The following is a 15,072-nucleotide window of genomic DNA, read 5'->3' as shown; positions in this document are numbered from 1 at the left end:
GACCGGGTCAGTCCAGGACCCGGTCCAGCCGCCACCCCGCGGCCACACCCACCGGCGGGGCCACGAGGTCGAACACCCCGGCCGGACGGTGCCGCCCGGCCCGGGCCTCCACCCGCCACACCTCCTGGTCGGTGCCGGCCTCCAGGGCCAGCCCCTCGGCCTCGGTCACGTGGCGCCACCACGGGTGGCGCCGTCGCCAGCGGTCCAGCACCTCGCACACCACGTAGAGCCGTCCCCGCCAGACGAAGGCATCCGGCTGCCCGCCGGGCTCCCATCCGTCCTGCAGGGTCCGCACCTCCACCGACTCGGCGCACCGCCTCATCTCGTCCCTCCTCCCGTCGGTCCGGGCCACCCCACGGGCCGTCCGGATGCCGTATCGTCGACCCCGCACGCATCGTATGCGTGTACGAGATCTTCGGTCAAAGGTCATTCATCCATACGACACCGACAACCTCCCCCGGGCCCGCCCCAGCAGCCCCCGTCCACCGCCCGACGCCTACGATGTGCCCGTGACCCCACACCCCCTCGACGAGGCCTTCCAGGCCGCGATCACCGCGAGCATCACCGACCAGATCGCGACCCACCGCGCCCACCTGACCCCCCTCGACCCCGCCGCCGACGAGCTCGCCGAGGCCATCGAGCTGCTGATGCGGCGCGGCAAGCGCCTGCGTGCCGGGTTCCTCCACTGGGGACACCTCGCCGCTGGCGGCTCCGCGGACGACGCCTCCCTCCGTGCCGCCACCGCGATGGAGTTCTTCCAGGCCGCGGCCCTGCTGCACGACGACGTCATGGACGACAGCGACACCCGACGCGGCGTCCCGACCGCCCACCGCACCTGGGCCCGGCGCCACCGCGAGCACGGCTGGGAGGGCTCACCCCGCGAGCACGGCGTGGCCGGCGCGATCCTCGCCGGGGACCTCTGCCTGGTCTGGGCCGACGCGGCCTTCACCGGCTGCGGCTGGTCGGCCGACCGGATGCAGCGCGCCCTGCCCACCTGGAACCTGATGCGCACCCAGCTGATGGGCGGCCAGTTCCTGGACATCCTCAACGCGGCCCGCCCCTGGGACAGCGACGACACCGCGGCGCGCACCGACCGGGTCCGCCGCGTCATGACCTACAAGAGCGCCAAGTACTCCATCGAGCACCCGTTGCTCATCGGCGCCGACTCCGCCGGGGTGGACCCCGCCACCCGCGAGCACCTGAGCACCTACGGGCTGCACCTGGGCCTCGCCTTCCAGCTGCGCGACGACGAGCTCGGCGTGTTCGGCGACCCCTCGCTCACCGGGAAGCCCACCGGGGACGACCTGCGGGAGGGCAAGCGCACCGCCCTGGTCGTCGGCGTGCTCGACGCCGCAGCCCCCTCCGACGCCGCGCGCTTCGAGGAGCTCCTCGGGTCCCCCGACCTCTCCCCGGCCGACACCGACTGGATGCGGGAGCTCATCGTCTCCACCGGCGCCGCACGAGCCGTCGAGCAGCAGATCACCGCCGACCGCGACGACGCGCTGGCCGCCCTCGACGCGGCACGTCCCGCCATCGACCCCACCGCGGCCGACGCCCTGGCCGAGCTCGCGCACCTCACCACGCAGCGCTCCGCCTGACCCGGGTCAGGCGGGTCAGGCGGGCCGGGTCACCAGGCCGCCTCGGCCGCCCGCCGCCGGATCTCGGTCTTGTGCCCGGCGTGGAGATCGGCGATCGCCGAGCCCTCCCGCAGGGTCTCGTCCGGCTCGAACAGCCAGCGGATGATCTCCTCGTCGGTCATCCCGCCGTCGCCCAGCACCGTGATCGTCCCCGGCAGCGGACCGAGCACCCGGTCGCCGCTGAGGAACAGGGCCGGCACCTGCAGGACGTTGCCCTCGCCGCGCCGGAGCCCCAGCAGCTCCCGGTCCTTGACCAGCTGCCGGACCGAGCTGACCCCCAGACCGAGCCGCTCGACCAGGTCCGGGACCGTCAGCCACTCGATCGTGTCGAGCAGGTCGGGTCGGTCCGTCATCTCAGGCACCTCCGAGGGTCGGGTCGTCGCCGATCATCTGCGCCACCAGCAGCGCGAGCTCCAGGCTCTGGTTGCGGTTCAGCCGCGGGTCGCAGGGGCTCTCGTAGCGGGCACCGAGGTCCTCCTCGAGCACCGGGACGACGCCGCCGATGCACTCGGTCACGTCGCTGCCGGAGAGCTCCACGTGCAGCCCGCCGGGGACCGTCCCCAGCTGCCCGTGCACCTCGAAGAAGCCCCGGACCTCGTCCACCACGTCGTCGAACCGCCGGGTCTTGTACCCCGTCGACCCGGTGAACGTGTTGCCGTGCATGGGGTCGGTGAGCCACAGGGGCTGGGCGCCCAGCCCTCGGACGGCCTCCACCAGCGGCGGCAGCGACTCCCGGATCCGACCTGCCCCCATGCGGGAGATGAAGGTCAGGCGCCCCGGGGTGCGCTGCGGGTCCAGCCGGTCGACCAGGCGCTTGACGTCCTCGACCGACGTCGTCGGACCGAGCTTGACGCCCACCGGGTTGGAGACCGACGCCAGGAAGTCGATGTGGGCGCCGCCCGGGTCGCGGGTGCGCTCACCGCACCAGAGCAGGTGGCCGGAGGTCGCGTACGGCTTGCCGGTCCGCGAGTCGATGCGGGTCAGCGGCTTCTCGTAGTCCATCACCAGGGCCTCGTGGCTGGCGAAGAACTCCGTGGCGTGGAAGGCCGGGGAGTCCGCGCCGACGGCCTTGGTGAAGCGCAGCGCCCGCTCGATGCCGCGGCTCACCTCGTCGAACTCGCGCGTGGCCTCGGTGTCGGCGGCCGCACCCCAGGTGGACAGGTTGCCCAGGTCGGCGTAGCCACCGGTGGTCCAGGCACGCACCAGGTTGAGCGTCGCCGCGCTGGCGCTGTAGGCCGCCAGCATGCGCTGCGGGTCGTGCTCACGGGAGGCCGCGTCGAAGGCGAAGCCGTTGACCATGTCACCGCGGTAGCTCGGCAGCTCCACCCCGTCCCGGGTCTCGGTATCGCTCGAACGGGGCTTGCCGAACTGGCCGGCGATGCGGCCGACCTTCACCACCGGCACCCCGGCCCCGTAGGTCATGACGGCCGCCATCTGCAGCAGCACGCCCAGCCGGTCCCGGATGCTGTTGGCCGTCACCTGGTCGAAGGTCTCGGCGCACTCACCGGCCTGCAGGACGAAGCGCTCCCCCAGCGCGGCGGAACCCAGCTGCTCGGCGAGGGTGTCGCACTCCTCGGCGAAGACCAGCGGCGGGTAGCGGCGCAGGGTGTGCTTCACCCGCCCGGCCCCCTCCGGGTCGGCCCAGGTGGGCTGCTGGGCGGCCGGCAGGTCGGCCCAGTCGACCGCGTCGGGCAGCGGCTGGTGGTGGGACTCACCGAACGAGGGGTTCATGCGCCCTCCGCCGCTCGCCGGGACTTCACGACACTCGAGTACTCGTCCACGTATTCCTGTCCTGTGATCGCCTGAATTCGTCGCATGATCTCATCGGTCGCGCTGCGTAGGTCGTCGCGCCCCGGCCGCTGGACCGCCCGTGCGCGCTCCTCCTCGGAGGCGTCCGCGTGGAGTGACTGCACGTGGGCCGTGACGTCGAACGGCTCCCCGAAGGTGGCCGTGAAGGTCCGGATCTTCGGCATCGACGCCTCGATCGGCTGGATCTCGTCGACCCCCACGAGCCCCACCGGCACCACCGGCGAGCCCGTGGACAGCGCGAGGCGGACCGCACCGCTGCGACCGCGGTAGAGGCGCCCGTCCGGCGACCGGGTGCCCTCGGGGTAGATGCCCAGCAGGTTGCCGTCCTTGAGCACCTGTTCGGCCTCGCCCAGGGCGGCCAGGCTGGCCCGGCCACCCGACCGGTCGGTCGGGATCTGCCCGACCCCGCGGAAGAACGCCGCCATCGCGCGGCCCTTGATGCCCGGCTGGTTGAAGTACTCGGCCTTGGCCGGGTACCGGAGCTGGCGGGGCACCACCATCGGCAGCGCGATCGAGTCGAAGAAGCTGCTGTGGTTGGCCGCGATGATGGCCGGGCCGTTGCGCGGCACGTGGTGCAGGCCGTGGACCGTCGGGCGGTAGAGCGCCTTCAGCGCCGGGCCCAGGGTCACGTTCTTCAACGTCCAGTAGAGCACCTGTTCTCCTGCGTCTCGACTCGCTCGCCGGCTCGGTCGCGGCCGGCGAGGTCCTGCGGCGCGGTCTGGTCTCCACCGCACCACGGCATCTTTTCACGGGTTGCGGCGTGGAAGGATGCCGGCATGCGAACCGCGCCGGCGCCCCTGCCCTCCACCCGCACGGTGCTCGAGGGCGCCGAGGGCCGCCACCTCGACGGATCGCCCGACCGCGCGGGGGTGCTCCTCCTGCACGGCTTCACCGGAACACCCCAGGGGCTGGGCTCCTGGCCGGACGCGCTGGCCGCCGCCGGCCACACCGTGGACGCCCCGCGGCTGACCGGCCACGGCCGCACCTGGCAGGCCGCCAACCGCACGGGGTGGCAGGACTGGTACCGCGCCGCCGAGCGCTCCCTGCTGCGGGCCAGCCACGAGCGGCCCGCAGTGGTCGGGGGCCTGTCGATGGGCGGTGCGCTGGCGCTCGCCCTCGCGATCGCCCACCCCGCCCGCGTCGCGGGGCTGGCGCTCGTCAACCCGGCCGTGGCCGCGGTGAACCCGTTGGTCCGACTCACTCCCCTGGTGCGTCAGGTGGTCCCCGACGTGGCGGGAATCGCCGGGGACGTCGCCGACCCCGAGGCGCCCGCCGAGCTGGCCTACGACCGGGTGCCCCTGCACGCCCTGCACTCCCAGCGTGCTCTCTGGCGGGGTGTCCGGCGCCGTGCGGCCGAGGTGACCTGCCCGGTGCTGCTGCTCCGCTCGGCCGTCGACCACGTGGTGCCCGCCCGCAGCAGCGCCGCGATCCTGCGCCGGGTCTCCGCGACGGACGTCACCGAGGTCGTGCTCCCCGACAGCTTCCACGTGGCGACCCTGGACCACGACGCCGAGCGCATCCACGCCGAGTCCGTCGCGTTCGCCCGTCGCGTCACCGCCTGAGGCGGCCACCGGACCGCCCTGCGGAGGACGAGGTGCCCGGGGCGCCAGTCACTCCGCCGCGGCCTCGCTCATGATCGAGGCAGCACCGATCACCCCGGCGTCGTTGCCCAGGGAGGCCAGCAGCACGTCGGGCCACGGTCGGTGGCCCCGGCCGGTCAGGGACTTGCCGAACGCCCGCCGCGCCGGCTCCAGCAGCAGGTCACCGGCCGCGCTCACCCCTCCGCCGATGACGATCGTGCCCGGGTCCAGCACCGCGGCGAGGCTCGCCGCCCCCTCCCCGATCCACGTACCGAGGTCGTCGAGCAGCTCCACCGAGGCCGGGTCCCCCTCCTCGGCGAGGCGGGTCACGTCCGCCCCCTCGAGCCGGTCCACGTCGCCCCCGCACGCCTCCGCCAGGCGTGCCGCGTGGGGCGTGCCGGAGCGCACGAGGTCCCGGGCCTCACGGACCAGCGCGGAGCCCGAGCCGTACTGCTCCCAGCACCCGCGGTTCCCGCAACCGCACCGGTGCCCGTCCGGCACCGCGCGCATGTGGCCGATCTCCGCGCCCATCCCGGAGGCCCCCCGCAGCAGGACCCCCTGGTTGACGATCCCACCGCCGATGCCGGTGCCGATCGTGACCAGCACCATGTCGTCGTGCTCGCTGGCCGCACCGTGGCGGAACTCCCCCCAGGCAGCCGCGTTCGCGTCGTTCTCGAGCCGGACCGGCAGGTCGACCTGCTCGCTCACGGTGGCCTTCAGCGGCTCCTCGCGCCACGCGAGGTTCGGCGAGAACATGATCCGCTCACCGGCCGCGTCCACGAAGCCGGCACAGGCGATGCCCGCCCCGACCACCTCCCGGTCACCGGCCTCCCCGCGCAGGTCCTCGATCACGGTGACGACCGCCCGGGCGATCTCGACGACGTCCTGGGCAGGCGTCTCGGCCCTGGCACGGTGGAGGATGCACCCGTCCTCGACCAGGGCACCGGCGATCTTGGTGCCCCCGATGTCGACACCGATGGCGAGTGGCATGGGACCTCCTGGGAGCGGGGCGGACTGCCCCGAGACTACGCAAGACAGGGGCCTCACCGCGCCTCGTCGGTGACCGCCGCGACCACCTGCCGGCGTGTCCGCGCACCGACCCCTCGGTCCGCCAGGAAGTCCCCCAGGCGCGATGCGTCCGGCAACCCCGTGGAACCCCACGCCTCGTCCACCGCGTGCACGACCTCCTCGTCGGCGACCGCGAGCGCACGCACGGCGCGACCGGCACGGGCGTACCGACCCGCTCGGGCCCCCTCCGCGCCGCCGGCCCCCGGGACGGCCCCGACCCCCGAAGGGGCCGCGCCCGATGCCGAACCTCTCGACGCCTCACCTCCCGGCGTCCCACCGACCACCGCGTGGGCCAACCACTCCGCGACTCCCTCTCGCCACCAGAGCGGCTCACCGCGCACGATCGTCTGGTCGAACCGGGCGTGGACGAGCTCGTGGCGGAGCACCAGGTCCGCCTGGTCGCCTCGGAGCCGGGCCACCTGCGGGTGCAGGAGAACCTCGACCACCGCGGCGCCCGCCCCCGCGGGGTCACCCTCACCTCCTGCACCTCCGGGGTCCACCACCTGCAGACCCTGCGTGAGCCCCGGCGCCGCATCCGTCCCGCCGCGGCGGAGGTACTCCGACCGGTCCTCCACCAGGCGCACCCGCACCGGTCGCCCTCCGGGAGTCGATCCCCAGCGTTCCCGTACGGCCCGGTCCGCGGCGACCACCCGCGACGGCCAGGGCGTTCGCGAGGCATCCAGCCCGGGCACCGCCTCGCCCTCCGGGCCGGGTGCGCCGTCGGATGAACCGCCACAGGCGGACACCCCTCCCACCACGACTCCCCCGAACCCGAGGAGCAGCACCCGGCGGGAGGTCGACGGCCAGCTCATCACCCCATTGTCGCCAGCCTCCTGCCACGCGGTGACGCGGCCGGCACCTGGGCCCGCAGCCCCAGCGCCGTGTCCAGACCGACCAGGCCCGAGCGCACGAGCGCCGCCACCGCCTGCTGCTCCCCCTGGTCGAGCTCCGCGACCACCGGCTGCACCCCGTCTCCGCCGGTGACCGCACCGCACCCGCCGCAGACCTCCCCGCGGCCGGTCCGGTCACCCCGCTCGTGCCGGAACTCGCTCATGATCCACTCCCGTCCGTCTCGTCCTGCGTCCTCTTCCTGCCGGGCCCCGAGGCCCCGACGGCCGCCGTCCGCGACCGATGACCCCACGCTAGAACACCTGACCGACAACCTCCGCCCACTCGTCGGACACGGGTGTGGATGAACACCTGCACCGACGAGGTTGTCGGTGGCCGGTCCTACCGTGCGCCCATGCCCAGCCCGCGCGTCCCCGCCGACGGGGTACAGGGAACCTTCGGCGACCTGGGGACCCCCTTGTCCGAGGTGACCTTCCTCGTGTTCGACCTCGAGACCACCGGCACCAGCCCGGCCGACTGCGAGATCACCGAGTTCGGTGCCGTCAAGGTGCGCGGCGGCGAGGTGCTCGGGGAGTTCCAGACCCTGGTCCGCCCCGCCCACGGCATCCCCCCGCACATCCAGGTGCTCACCGGGATCACCTCCTCGATGGTCGCGCGCGCCCCGGCCATCGAGGAGGTGCTTCCCAGCTTCCTGGAGTTCACCGGCGACGCCGTCCTGGTGGCGCACAACGCTCGATTCGACACCGGGTTCGTCCGGGCGGCCTGCACCCGGACCGGTCACGCCGCCCCGACCAACCCGGTCCTCGACACGGTCCACCTCGCCCGGCAGGTGCTCCCCCGGGGTGAGGTCCCGAACCACAAGCTCGCGACGCTCGCCCGGCACTTCCGCACGCACACCACCCCGACCCACCGCGCCCTCGACGACGCCCGCGCGACCGTCGACGTCCTGCACGGCCTCGTCGAACGGGTCGGCACGCTCGGCGTCGACTCGCTCGAGGAGCTGCTCGCGCACACCCGGCACGTGCCCGAGGCCCGGCGCCGCAAGCGCACCCTCGCCGACGGGCTCCCGGAGGCACCGGGGGTGTACCGCTTCCTGGACGTCTCGGGTGAGGTGCTCTACGTCGGCACCGCCGTGAACATCCGCCGGCGGGTCTCGCAGTACTTCACGGCCTCGGAGACCCGGCGGCGCATGGACGAGATGGTGCGCCTGGCCGAGCGCGTGGTCCCGATCGTGTGCCCCACGGCACTCGAGGCCTCGGTCCGGGAGGCCCGCCTCATCGCCGAGCACCAGCCCCGGTACAACCGTGCCGGCCGCCGGGGGGCCCGACTGCCCTACGTCCGGCTCACCGACGAACCCTTCCCGCGGTTGTCCGTCGTCCGGACCGTGTCGGACGACGCAGCCACGCACATCGGCCCGTTCCCGTCGACCTCCGCGGCCAAGGAGGCCGTCGCGGCGCTCCACACCGCACTGCCCCTGCGCCAGTGCACCCAGCGCGTCACCGAGGCGTCCGCGGCCCGGAACACCACGGCCTGCACCCTGGCCGACCTCGGACGGTGCGGGGCCCCCTGCACCGGGGCCGTCTCCCGCACCGACTACCGGGCGGTGGTCGAGGAGGCACGACAGGCGCTCGCCGGCGACCACCGCGCCGCCTGGCGCGCACTGGGCAGCCGCATGGAGCAGCTCGCACGGGCCGAGCGCTTCGAGGAGGCCCGCGTCCTGCGCGACGGGGCCCGGGCGTACCTCCGCGCCGCAGCGCGCCGCCAACGGCACGAGGCACTGGCCTCGATCTCGGAGCTCGTCGCCGCCGCCCCCATGGCGGCCGGCGGCTGGGAGCTGGTCTGCATCCGCCACGGGCGACTCGCCGGCACCGCCCTGGCCCCGCGCGGTGTCGACCCGATGCCGGTCGTCGACTCGCTGGTGGCCACCGCGGAGGTCGTCACGGCCCGGCCCGACGGGTCCCCTGCCGCCCTCCCGTCCGAGGCGGACCTGGTCCTGCGCTGGCTGGACGGCGACGGCGTCCGGCTCGTGACGAGCTCCGGCGACTGGGCCTCACCGATCCACTCGGCCGCGGCTGCCGCGGGACCGCTCGAGGAGGCGGTCTCCGCCGACGTCCCCGCTCCCGGCCGCAGAACGCGTCGCTAGGCTGGGCACATGATCTCCGCCATCGTCCTCATCCACGCCGAGTCCGCCAAGATCCCCCAGGTGGCCCAGGAGGTCGTGAACATCCCCGGCGTCGAGAAGGTCTACTCCACCGCCGGGACGGTCGACCTCATCGCGACGGTCAAGGTGGAGCGCCACGAGGACTTCGCCGACGTGATCGCCGACCGGCTCAACAAGGTGGACGGCATCAGCGACACCGAGACCCACATCGCGTTCCGCACCTACTCCGCGCAGGACGAGGCGCAGGCCTTCGCCATCGGGCTCGACGGCTGACGCTCAGCCCCGACCGGCCCCCGCGGCACCACTGGCCCGCACCCACGCCTCGAGCGCGTCCCGGGCAGCACCGGAGGCGATCGCCTGCCGCGCCGCGGTCACGTGCGTGGACACGAGTTCATCGAACCCGGACTGGTCCAGCGGCCCGGGGACCCGGGCCGCCGTGGCAAGCGCCAGGCCGGCGTTGAGGACCGCCGCCTCGCCGGCAGGCAGGTCCACGCCGGTCAGCACGTCCCGCGCCACCTGCGCGTTGTGCCGCGCGTCGCCACCCCGCAGCTCCTCGATGGCGTGCCGGCGCACCCCCACGGCCTCGGGCTCCAGCACGAACTCCTGCACCTGCCCGTCACGCACCCAGCGCACGTCGGTGGGCTCGGCCGGGCTCGCCTCGTCCAGGCCCTCACGTCCCCGCATGACCGTCGCGGCCGTCCCGCGCTCGGCGAAGACCCCGGCGAGCGTCTCCATCACGTGCGCCTGCGCGCACCCCACGACGGAGACCTCCGGACGAACCGGGTTGGTGATGGGCCCCAGGATGTTGAAGGCGGTGGGGATCCCCAGGCCGCGCCGGGCCGTGGCCGCGTGGCGCATGGACGGGTGGAAGGTCTGCGCGAAGGCGAACGAGATGCCGGCCTCCTCGGCCACCCGGGCCACCGCCCCCGGCTGCAGGGTCAGGTCCACGCCCAGGGCCTCCAGCACGTCGGCCGCCCCCGACTTCGACGACGCCGCGCGGTTGCCGTGCTTCACCACGGTCACCCCGGCGGCGGCGGAGATGATGCACGCCATGGTCGAGATGTTCACGGTGTCGTAGCCGTCACCACCGGTCCCGACGATGTCCACCACCGTCCTGTCACCGCTGTCGACCGGCAGGGCGACCGCGTGCTCGACCATCACGTCGGCCAGGGCCCGCACCTCCTGGACGGTCTCGCCCTTGGCGCGCAGACCGACCAGGAAGCCGGCCACCTCGACGTCGCTCGCCCGGGCGGACATGATCTCGTCCATCGCCCAGGCCGCCGACTCCCGGCTCAGATCCCGCCCGGCCAGCAGGTCGGTGAGGACGGATCGCCAGGTCAGTTCGCCGGTCTCGATCGCCATGCGCGCAGCCTAGTCACCGACATCCCGTGCCCGGACCGCCCGCCCGCCTGCCCGTCACAGGCAGTTCGGACAGGGGGCGTGTCGCAGGTGACGAGCCGGGACGAGGCGAAAACTGCGATGCACCGTCGTAGCCGGTGCGCCCCTGACCGTTTCCGTCTGCGGCATGGTCCATAATGCTCGCGTGGCGACTGTGAACTACTCCCCCGTGCAAGCCGAGATCCGCTCCAACGCGCTCGGCCCCGTGACCCGTCCGAACATGGCGGCCGTCGGAACGATCGTGTGGCTCGGCTCCGAGCTCATGTTCTTCGCCGGCCTGTTCGCGATCTACTTCACGCTGCGCTCCGTCGCTCCCCAGCTGTGGGAGCTGCACACCCCGGAGCTCAACGTCCCCTTCGCCCTCGGCAACACGATGATCCTGGTCATCAGCTCCGTGTGGTGCCAGCTCGGCGTCATGAAGGCCGAGCACGGACAGTCCTCCCGCACCGGCGGCCTGTTCGAGATCGGCAAGTGGGGCATGCGCGAGTGGTACGTCCTCACCTACATCTTCGGCTCCGTCTTCATCGCCGGGCAGGTGCTGGAGTACGCCGAGCTCGTGCACGAGGGCTTCACCCTGCAGACCGACTCGTACACGTCGATCTTCTACCTGGCCACCGGGTTCCACGGCATCCACGTGCTGGGCGGCCTCATGGCCTTCCTGCTGATCATCGGCCGCACCTTCACCACCCGCCACTACTCGCACTCGCAGGCCACGGGCGCCATCGTCACCAGCTACTACTGGCACTTCGTCGACGTGGTGTGGATCGTCCTGTTCGCCTCGATCTACCTCCTGCGATGACGGTCGCACCAGCGCGTCCCCCCCGAACCGTCCCCGAGCCCTCCGACGATTGGTCCACCCGATGAACTCCCTCCTCGAACTCCGGCGACACCCGGCTGCCATCGTGGTGCTGCTGGTGGCAGCCCTGGCCGTGATGGGCGGCCTGTACACGGCCCTCAAGCCGTCCGAGGTCCAGGCCGAGAGCAGCAAGAGCGCCTCCGCCGACGACGTGAAGGAGGGCGACAAGCTCTTCCAGTCCAACTGCGCGACTTGCCACGGGTCGAACGGTGAGGGCATCGAGGACGCCGGTCCGTCGCTGGTCGGCGTCGGCGCCGCTGCGGTCGACTTCCAGGTCGCCACCGGTCGCATGCCGCTGTCCGGCCCGCAGGTGCAGGCCCAGCGCAAGGAGCCGCAGTTCAACCAGGAGCAGATCGACCAGATGGCCGCGTTCGTCGCGTCCCTGGGCAAGGGTCCCGCGGTCCCGGAGGACGAGTACACCGACCTCAAGGACGCCGACCCCGCCCACGGTGGTGAGCTCTACCGCGTCAACTGCGCCATGTGCCACAACTTCAACGGCTCCGGCGGCGCCCTGACCCGCGGCAAGTACGCCCCCTCGCTGGAGGGCGTGGAGCCCAAGCACGTCTACGAGGCGATGGAGACCGGCCCGCAGAACATGCCGGTGTTCAACGACCAGAACCTCACGCCGCAGGACAAGGAGGACATCTCCGCCTACCTGGACGAGATGCACAACTCCCCCAACCAGGGCGGTAACGACCTCGGCAACCTCGGCCCGGTGGCCGACGGCGTGTTCATCTGGACCCTCGGCATCGGCCTGTTCCTCGGCGCCGCCTACTGGCTGACCCGGAAGTCCAGCTGATGGCCCCTGCTCACATCCCTGCTCACGGAGAGGACGCCATGTCGCACGGCTCCACCCACCCCGTACCCCACGGCGGTGACTCCCACCACGACGTGGTGCCCGATCACTTCGAGAACCCCGGCCACCCGCCGCACGTGATGCGCTGGGCCGACGTCGACCCGGCGGCAGCCCGTCGGGCCGAGCGTCAGGTCGCAGGCTTCTTCCTGCTGTCCATCCTCGGGACGCTGGCCTTCATCGTGGCCTACTTCTGGATGGACCAGGACGCGGTCGGCACGATCCCCGGCATCGGCGCGCAGAACCTGTACCACGTGGTCCTCGGCGTGACCATGGCGCTGTCCCTGCTCGGCATCGGCCTGGGCGTCGTCCACTGGTCCAAGACCCTGATGGACGACCGCGAGGTCACCGAGGAGCGTCACGTCCTGGCCGCCGACGAGGAGACCCGTCGTGGCTTCGCCGACGCCATGGCCGAGGGCCTGGAGTCCTCGCAGATCATGCGTCGCCCGCTGATCAAGTACACCCTCGGCGGCGCGCTGGGCCTGTTCGTCCTGCCGCTGGGCATCCAGCTCGTCGGCTCCATGGGCCCGCTGCCCGGCAACGACCTGGCGGAGACCTACTGGAAGAAGGGCATTCGCCTGGTCACCGACCCGGACGGCATCCCCGTGAAGGCGGCCGACGTCAGCCTGGGCTCGGTCTTCCACATCCTCCCCGAGGGCGTGAACGAGGCGGAGCACCCGCTGGACGAGAAGGCCAAGGCCTCCGTCCTGCTGATGCGCCTGAACCCGGACGACATCAAGTCCGACAAGCAGCGGGAGTGGGGCTACGAGGGCATCGTCGCCTACTCCAAGATCTGCACCCACGTGGGCTGCCCCGTCGCTCTCTATGAGCAGCAGACCCACCACCTCCTCTGCCCCTGCCACCAGTCCACCTTCGACGTGACGGAGGACTGCAAGGTCATCTTCGGCCCGGCCAAGCGCCCGCTGCCGCAGCTGAAGATCTCCGTGGACGAGGAGGGTTACTTGACGGCCGACCAGGGGTTCGCCGAGCCCGTTGGTCCGAGTTACTGGGAGCGTGAGCTGTGAGCACCGCTGCAGAGTCCCGCATGGCGCGCACCACGCGCCCGGCACCCGCCGCCCCTGCGCAGCGTGGTCCGATCGAGAACGTCGCCACCTGGGTGGACGCCCGCACCGGTGGTGCCGGCTTCTCGAAGTACCTGATGCGCAAGGTCTTCCCCGACCACTGGTCGTTCATGATCGGTGAGATCGCCATGTACTCCATGGTGATCTGCCTGATCACGGGCGTCTTCCTGACGATGTGGTTCGTCCCCTCGATGGCGCACACCGTCTACGACGGCGACTACGAGCCGCTGCGTGGCATCGGCCTCTCTGAGGCGTACGACTCCACGCTGGCCATCAGCTTCGACATCAAGGGTGGTCTGCTCATGCGGCAGATCCACCACTGGGCCGCGCTGATCTTCATCGTCGCGATCATGCTGCACGCCCTGCGCGTGTTCTTCACCGGCGCGTTCCGCAAGCCGCGTGAGATCAACTGGGTGATCGGCTGCGCGCTGTCGATGATCGCCATCTTCGAGGGCTTCATGGGCTACTCGCTGCCGGACGACCTGCTGTCGGGTACCGGTGTGCGCGCCATGCAGGGCTTCCTGATGTCGGCGCCGATCATCGGCACCTACCTGTCCTACTGGCTCTTCGGTGGCGGGTTCCCCGGCGAGCTGATCATCCCCCGCTTCTACGCCTTCCACGTGCTGATCATCCCGGCCATCCTGGTCGGCCTGTTCGCGGTCCACATCATCCTGGTGGCCGTGCACAAGCACACCCAGTACCCCGGACCGGGTCGCACCAACGACAACGTCGTCGGCTTCCGTGTCATGCCGGTGTACGCCGCGAAGGCCGGTGGGTTCTTCTTCATCGTGTTCGGTCTGACCGTGCTGATCTCGGCCCTGGTCACGATCAACCCGGTGTGGGCCTACGGCCCGTACGAGCCCACCCAGGTGACCGCGGGCTCGCAGCCCGACTGGTACATGGGCTTCGCGGACGGTGCGCTGCGACTGCTCCCGGGCACGTTCGAGTTCGTGCTGTTCGACCGCACGTTCAACATGAACATCTTCCCCGGCTCGCTGTTCCTCATCCCGTTCATGTACGGGCTGGCGATGATCTACCCCTTCCTCGAGTCGTGGGTCACCGGTGACGACCGCGAGCACCACCTGCTCCAGTACCCGTACAACGCCCCGGTCCGTGCCGGTCTGGGTGCCGCGTTCTTCACGGTGTACTGCGTGCTGTGGGCCGCTGCCGGCAACGACCTCATGGCCATCAAGCTGGGGCTGTCGATCAACGACATCACCAACGTGCTGCGAGTTCTGTTCTTCGTCGGCCCGGTGATCGTGTTCTGGGTCGTCAAGCGGATCTGCCTGTCGATGCAGCGTCGCGACCGCGACAAGGTGCTGCACGGCCGCGAGTCGGGTCGCATCGTCCGCACCCCGGAGGGCCGCTTCTTCGAGGCCCACGAGGAGCTGTCGCCCTACGAGCGCTGGAACCTGGTGCAGCACCCGGACTATCGGGCCCTCACCGCCGAGGAGATCGCCGGCACCGACGAGCACGGTGGCCAGCGCCCCCCGTCCTTCAAGGACAAGGCCCGCGCCCGGATGACCTCCTTCTTCTTCGAGGACCGCATCCCGGTCGTGACCCCGGCCGAGCTGGCCGAGGCCCGCGCCGACGAGCACCACGCGCACGACCACGCCCTGGACACCCAGGCGCGCACCGAGGTCGCTGCCGTGGAGGAGTCGCTGCAGGGCACCAAGCGTCACTGACGACGCGACGCCACGCAGGAGGGCCGCTCATCCCCCAGGGGGTGGGCGGCCCTCCTGCGTGTGCTCCTCCCCTGCCGTCGCTTGAGATGATGGA

At 72.0% G+C, this 15,072-nt stretch carries 16 protein-coding genes; 8 read left to right on the top strand and 8 right to left on the bottom strand.

Annotation, left to right across the window (positions count from 1 at the left end; all coding sequences use genetic code 11):
• Window positions 1-7: 7 nt before the first annotated feature.
• Window positions 8-322, bottom strand: coding sequence for a DUF6504 family protein (locus tag ACY8FT_RS02570; protein ID WP_462417382.1), 315 nt, complete (start codon window positions 320-322; stop codon window positions 8-10).
• A gap of 187 nt (window positions 323-509) precedes the next feature.
• Between ACY8FT_RS02570 and ACY8FT_RS02565 the strand changes: the two genes are divergently transcribed.
• Complete coding sequence (locus ACY8FT_RS02565; RefSeq protein ID WP_462417381.1) at window positions 510-1,598, top strand: polyprenyl synthetase family protein; 1,089 nt, start codon at window positions 510-512, stop codon at window positions 1,596-1,598.
• A gap of 29 nt (window positions 1,599-1,627) precedes the next feature.
• On the opposite strand, the gene ACY8FT_RS02560 is transcribed toward ACY8FT_RS02565, so the two are convergent.
• Genes ACY8FT_RS02560 through ACY8FT_RS02550 form a run of 3 tightly spaced genes read right to left on the bottom strand, consistent with a single transcriptional unit; the run spans window position 1,628 to window position 4,099 of the window.
• Window positions 1,628-1,990: an Rv2175c family DNA-binding protein gene (locus ACY8FT_RS02560; RefSeq protein ID WP_462417380.1), complete on the bottom strand. Its 363-nt coding sequence runs from the start codon at window positions 1,988-1,990 to the stop codon at window positions 1,628-1,630.
• 1 nt (window position 1,991) lies between these two features.
• Window positions 1,992-3,368 carry a class II 3-deoxy-7-phosphoheptulonate synthase gene (locus tag ACY8FT_RS02555; RefSeq protein ID WP_462417379.1) on the bottom strand — a complete coding sequence of 459 codons (1,377 nt, stop codon included), beginning with the start codon at window positions 3,366-3,368 and terminating at the stop codon, window positions 1,992-1,994.
• Window positions 3,365-4,099, bottom strand: a complete 735-nt coding sequence (locus tag ACY8FT_RS02550; RefSeq protein ID WP_462417378.1) for a lysophospholipid acyltransferase family protein — start codon at window positions 4,097-4,099, stop codon at window positions 3,365-3,367. The genes ACY8FT_RS02555 and ACY8FT_RS02550 overlap by 4 nt, the downstream gene beginning before the upstream one ends.
• A gap of 123 nt (window positions 4,100-4,222) precedes the next feature.
• Here ACY8FT_RS02550 and ACY8FT_RS02545 point away from each other — a divergent pair, with 123 nt between their 5' ends.
• Window positions 4,223-5,008: an alpha/beta hydrolase gene (locus ACY8FT_RS02545; RefSeq protein WP_462417377.1), complete on the top strand. Its 786-nt coding sequence runs from the start codon at window positions 4,223-4,225 to the stop codon at window positions 5,006-5,008.
• Window positions 5,009-5,056: 48 nt separating this feature from the next.
• Here the strand turns inward: ACY8FT_RS02545 and ACY8FT_RS02540 are convergent, their stop codons facing one another.
• From ACY8FT_RS02540 to ACY8FT_RS02530, 3 genes are read right to left on the bottom strand one after another with little or no spacing between them, the layout of a single operon-like run.
• Window positions 5,057-6,016: an ROK family glucokinase gene (locus tag ACY8FT_RS02540; protein WP_462417376.1), complete on the bottom strand. Its 960-nt coding sequence runs from the start codon at window positions 6,014-6,016 to the stop codon at window positions 5,057-5,059.
• Between the two features lie 53 nt (window positions 6,017-6,069).
• Complete coding sequence (locus ACY8FT_RS02535; RefSeq protein ID WP_462417375.1) at window positions 6,070-6,906, bottom strand: hypothetical protein; 837 nt, start codon at window positions 6,904-6,906, stop codon at window positions 6,070-6,072.
• Complete coding sequence (locus ACY8FT_RS02530; RefSeq protein ID WP_462417374.1) at window positions 6,906-7,148, bottom strand: hypothetical protein; 243 nt, start codon at window positions 7,146-7,148, stop codon at window positions 6,906-6,908. The genes ACY8FT_RS02535 and ACY8FT_RS02530 overlap by 1 nt, the downstream gene beginning before the upstream one ends.
• 189 nt (window positions 7,149-7,337) lie before the next feature.
• Between ACY8FT_RS02530 and ACY8FT_RS02525 the strand changes: the two genes are divergently transcribed.
• The gene (locus ACY8FT_RS02525; protein WP_462417373.1) at window positions 7,338-9,086 is read left to right on the top strand and encodes a DEDD exonuclease domain-containing protein; all 1,749 of its coding nucleotides are present in this window, start codon (window positions 7,338-7,340) and stop codon (window positions 9,084-9,086) included.
• A gap of 9 nt (window positions 9,087-9,095) precedes the next feature.
• Entirely contained in the window at window positions 9,096-9,377 is a 282-nt protein-coding gene (locus ACY8FT_RS02520) for an Lrp/AsnC family transcriptional regulator (RefSeq protein WP_462417372.1), read from the top strand.
• A gap of 3 nt (window positions 9,378-9,380) precedes the next feature.
• On the opposite strand, the gene trpD is transcribed toward ACY8FT_RS02520, so the two are convergent.
• Window positions 9,381-10,466: an anthranilate phosphoribosyltransferase gene (trpD, locus tag ACY8FT_RS02515; RefSeq protein ID WP_462417371.1), complete on the bottom strand. Its 1,086-nt coding sequence runs from the start codon at window positions 10,464-10,466 to the stop codon at window positions 9,381-9,383.
• 181 nt (window positions 10,467-10,647) lie between these two features.
• Here trpD and ctaE point away from each other — a divergent pair, with 181 nt between their 5' ends.
• The 4 genes from ctaE to qcrB all read left to right on the top strand — a co-directional run bounded on the left by ctaE (window position 10,648) and on the right by qcrB (window position 14,978).
• The gene (ctaE, locus tag ACY8FT_RS02510) at window positions 10,648-11,301 is read left to right on the top strand and encodes an aa3-type cytochrome oxidase subunit III (protein ID WP_462417370.1); all 654 of its coding nucleotides are present in this window, start codon (window positions 10,648-10,650) and stop codon (window positions 11,299-11,301) included.
• A gap of 61 nt (window positions 11,302-11,362) precedes the next feature.
• Entirely contained in the window at window positions 11,363-12,157 is a 795-nt protein-coding gene (qcrC, locus tag ACY8FT_RS02505; protein WP_462417369.1) for a cytochrome bc1 complex diheme cytochrome c subunit, read from the top strand.
• A 38-nt stretch (window positions 12,158-12,195) separates the two neighbouring features.
• A complete protein-coding gene (gene qcrA / locus ACY8FT_RS02500; protein ID WP_462417368.1) occupies window positions 12,196-13,236 on the top strand; it encodes a cytochrome bc1 complex Rieske iron-sulfur subunit in 1,041 nt (346 codons plus the stop codon).
• Window positions 13,233-14,978, top strand: coding sequence for a cytochrome bc1 complex cytochrome b subunit (gene qcrB, locus ACY8FT_RS02495; RefSeq protein WP_462417367.1), 1,746 nt, complete (start codon window positions 13,233-13,235; stop codon window positions 14,976-14,978). Before qcrA ends, qcrB begins: the two co-directional genes overlap by 4 nt.
• Window positions 14,979-15,072 lie beyond the last annotated feature (94 nt).

This window comes from Kytococcus sp. Marseille-QA3725 (assembly GCF_054950055.1).
This window is presented reverse-complemented; position numbering and strand designations above follow the sequence as displayed.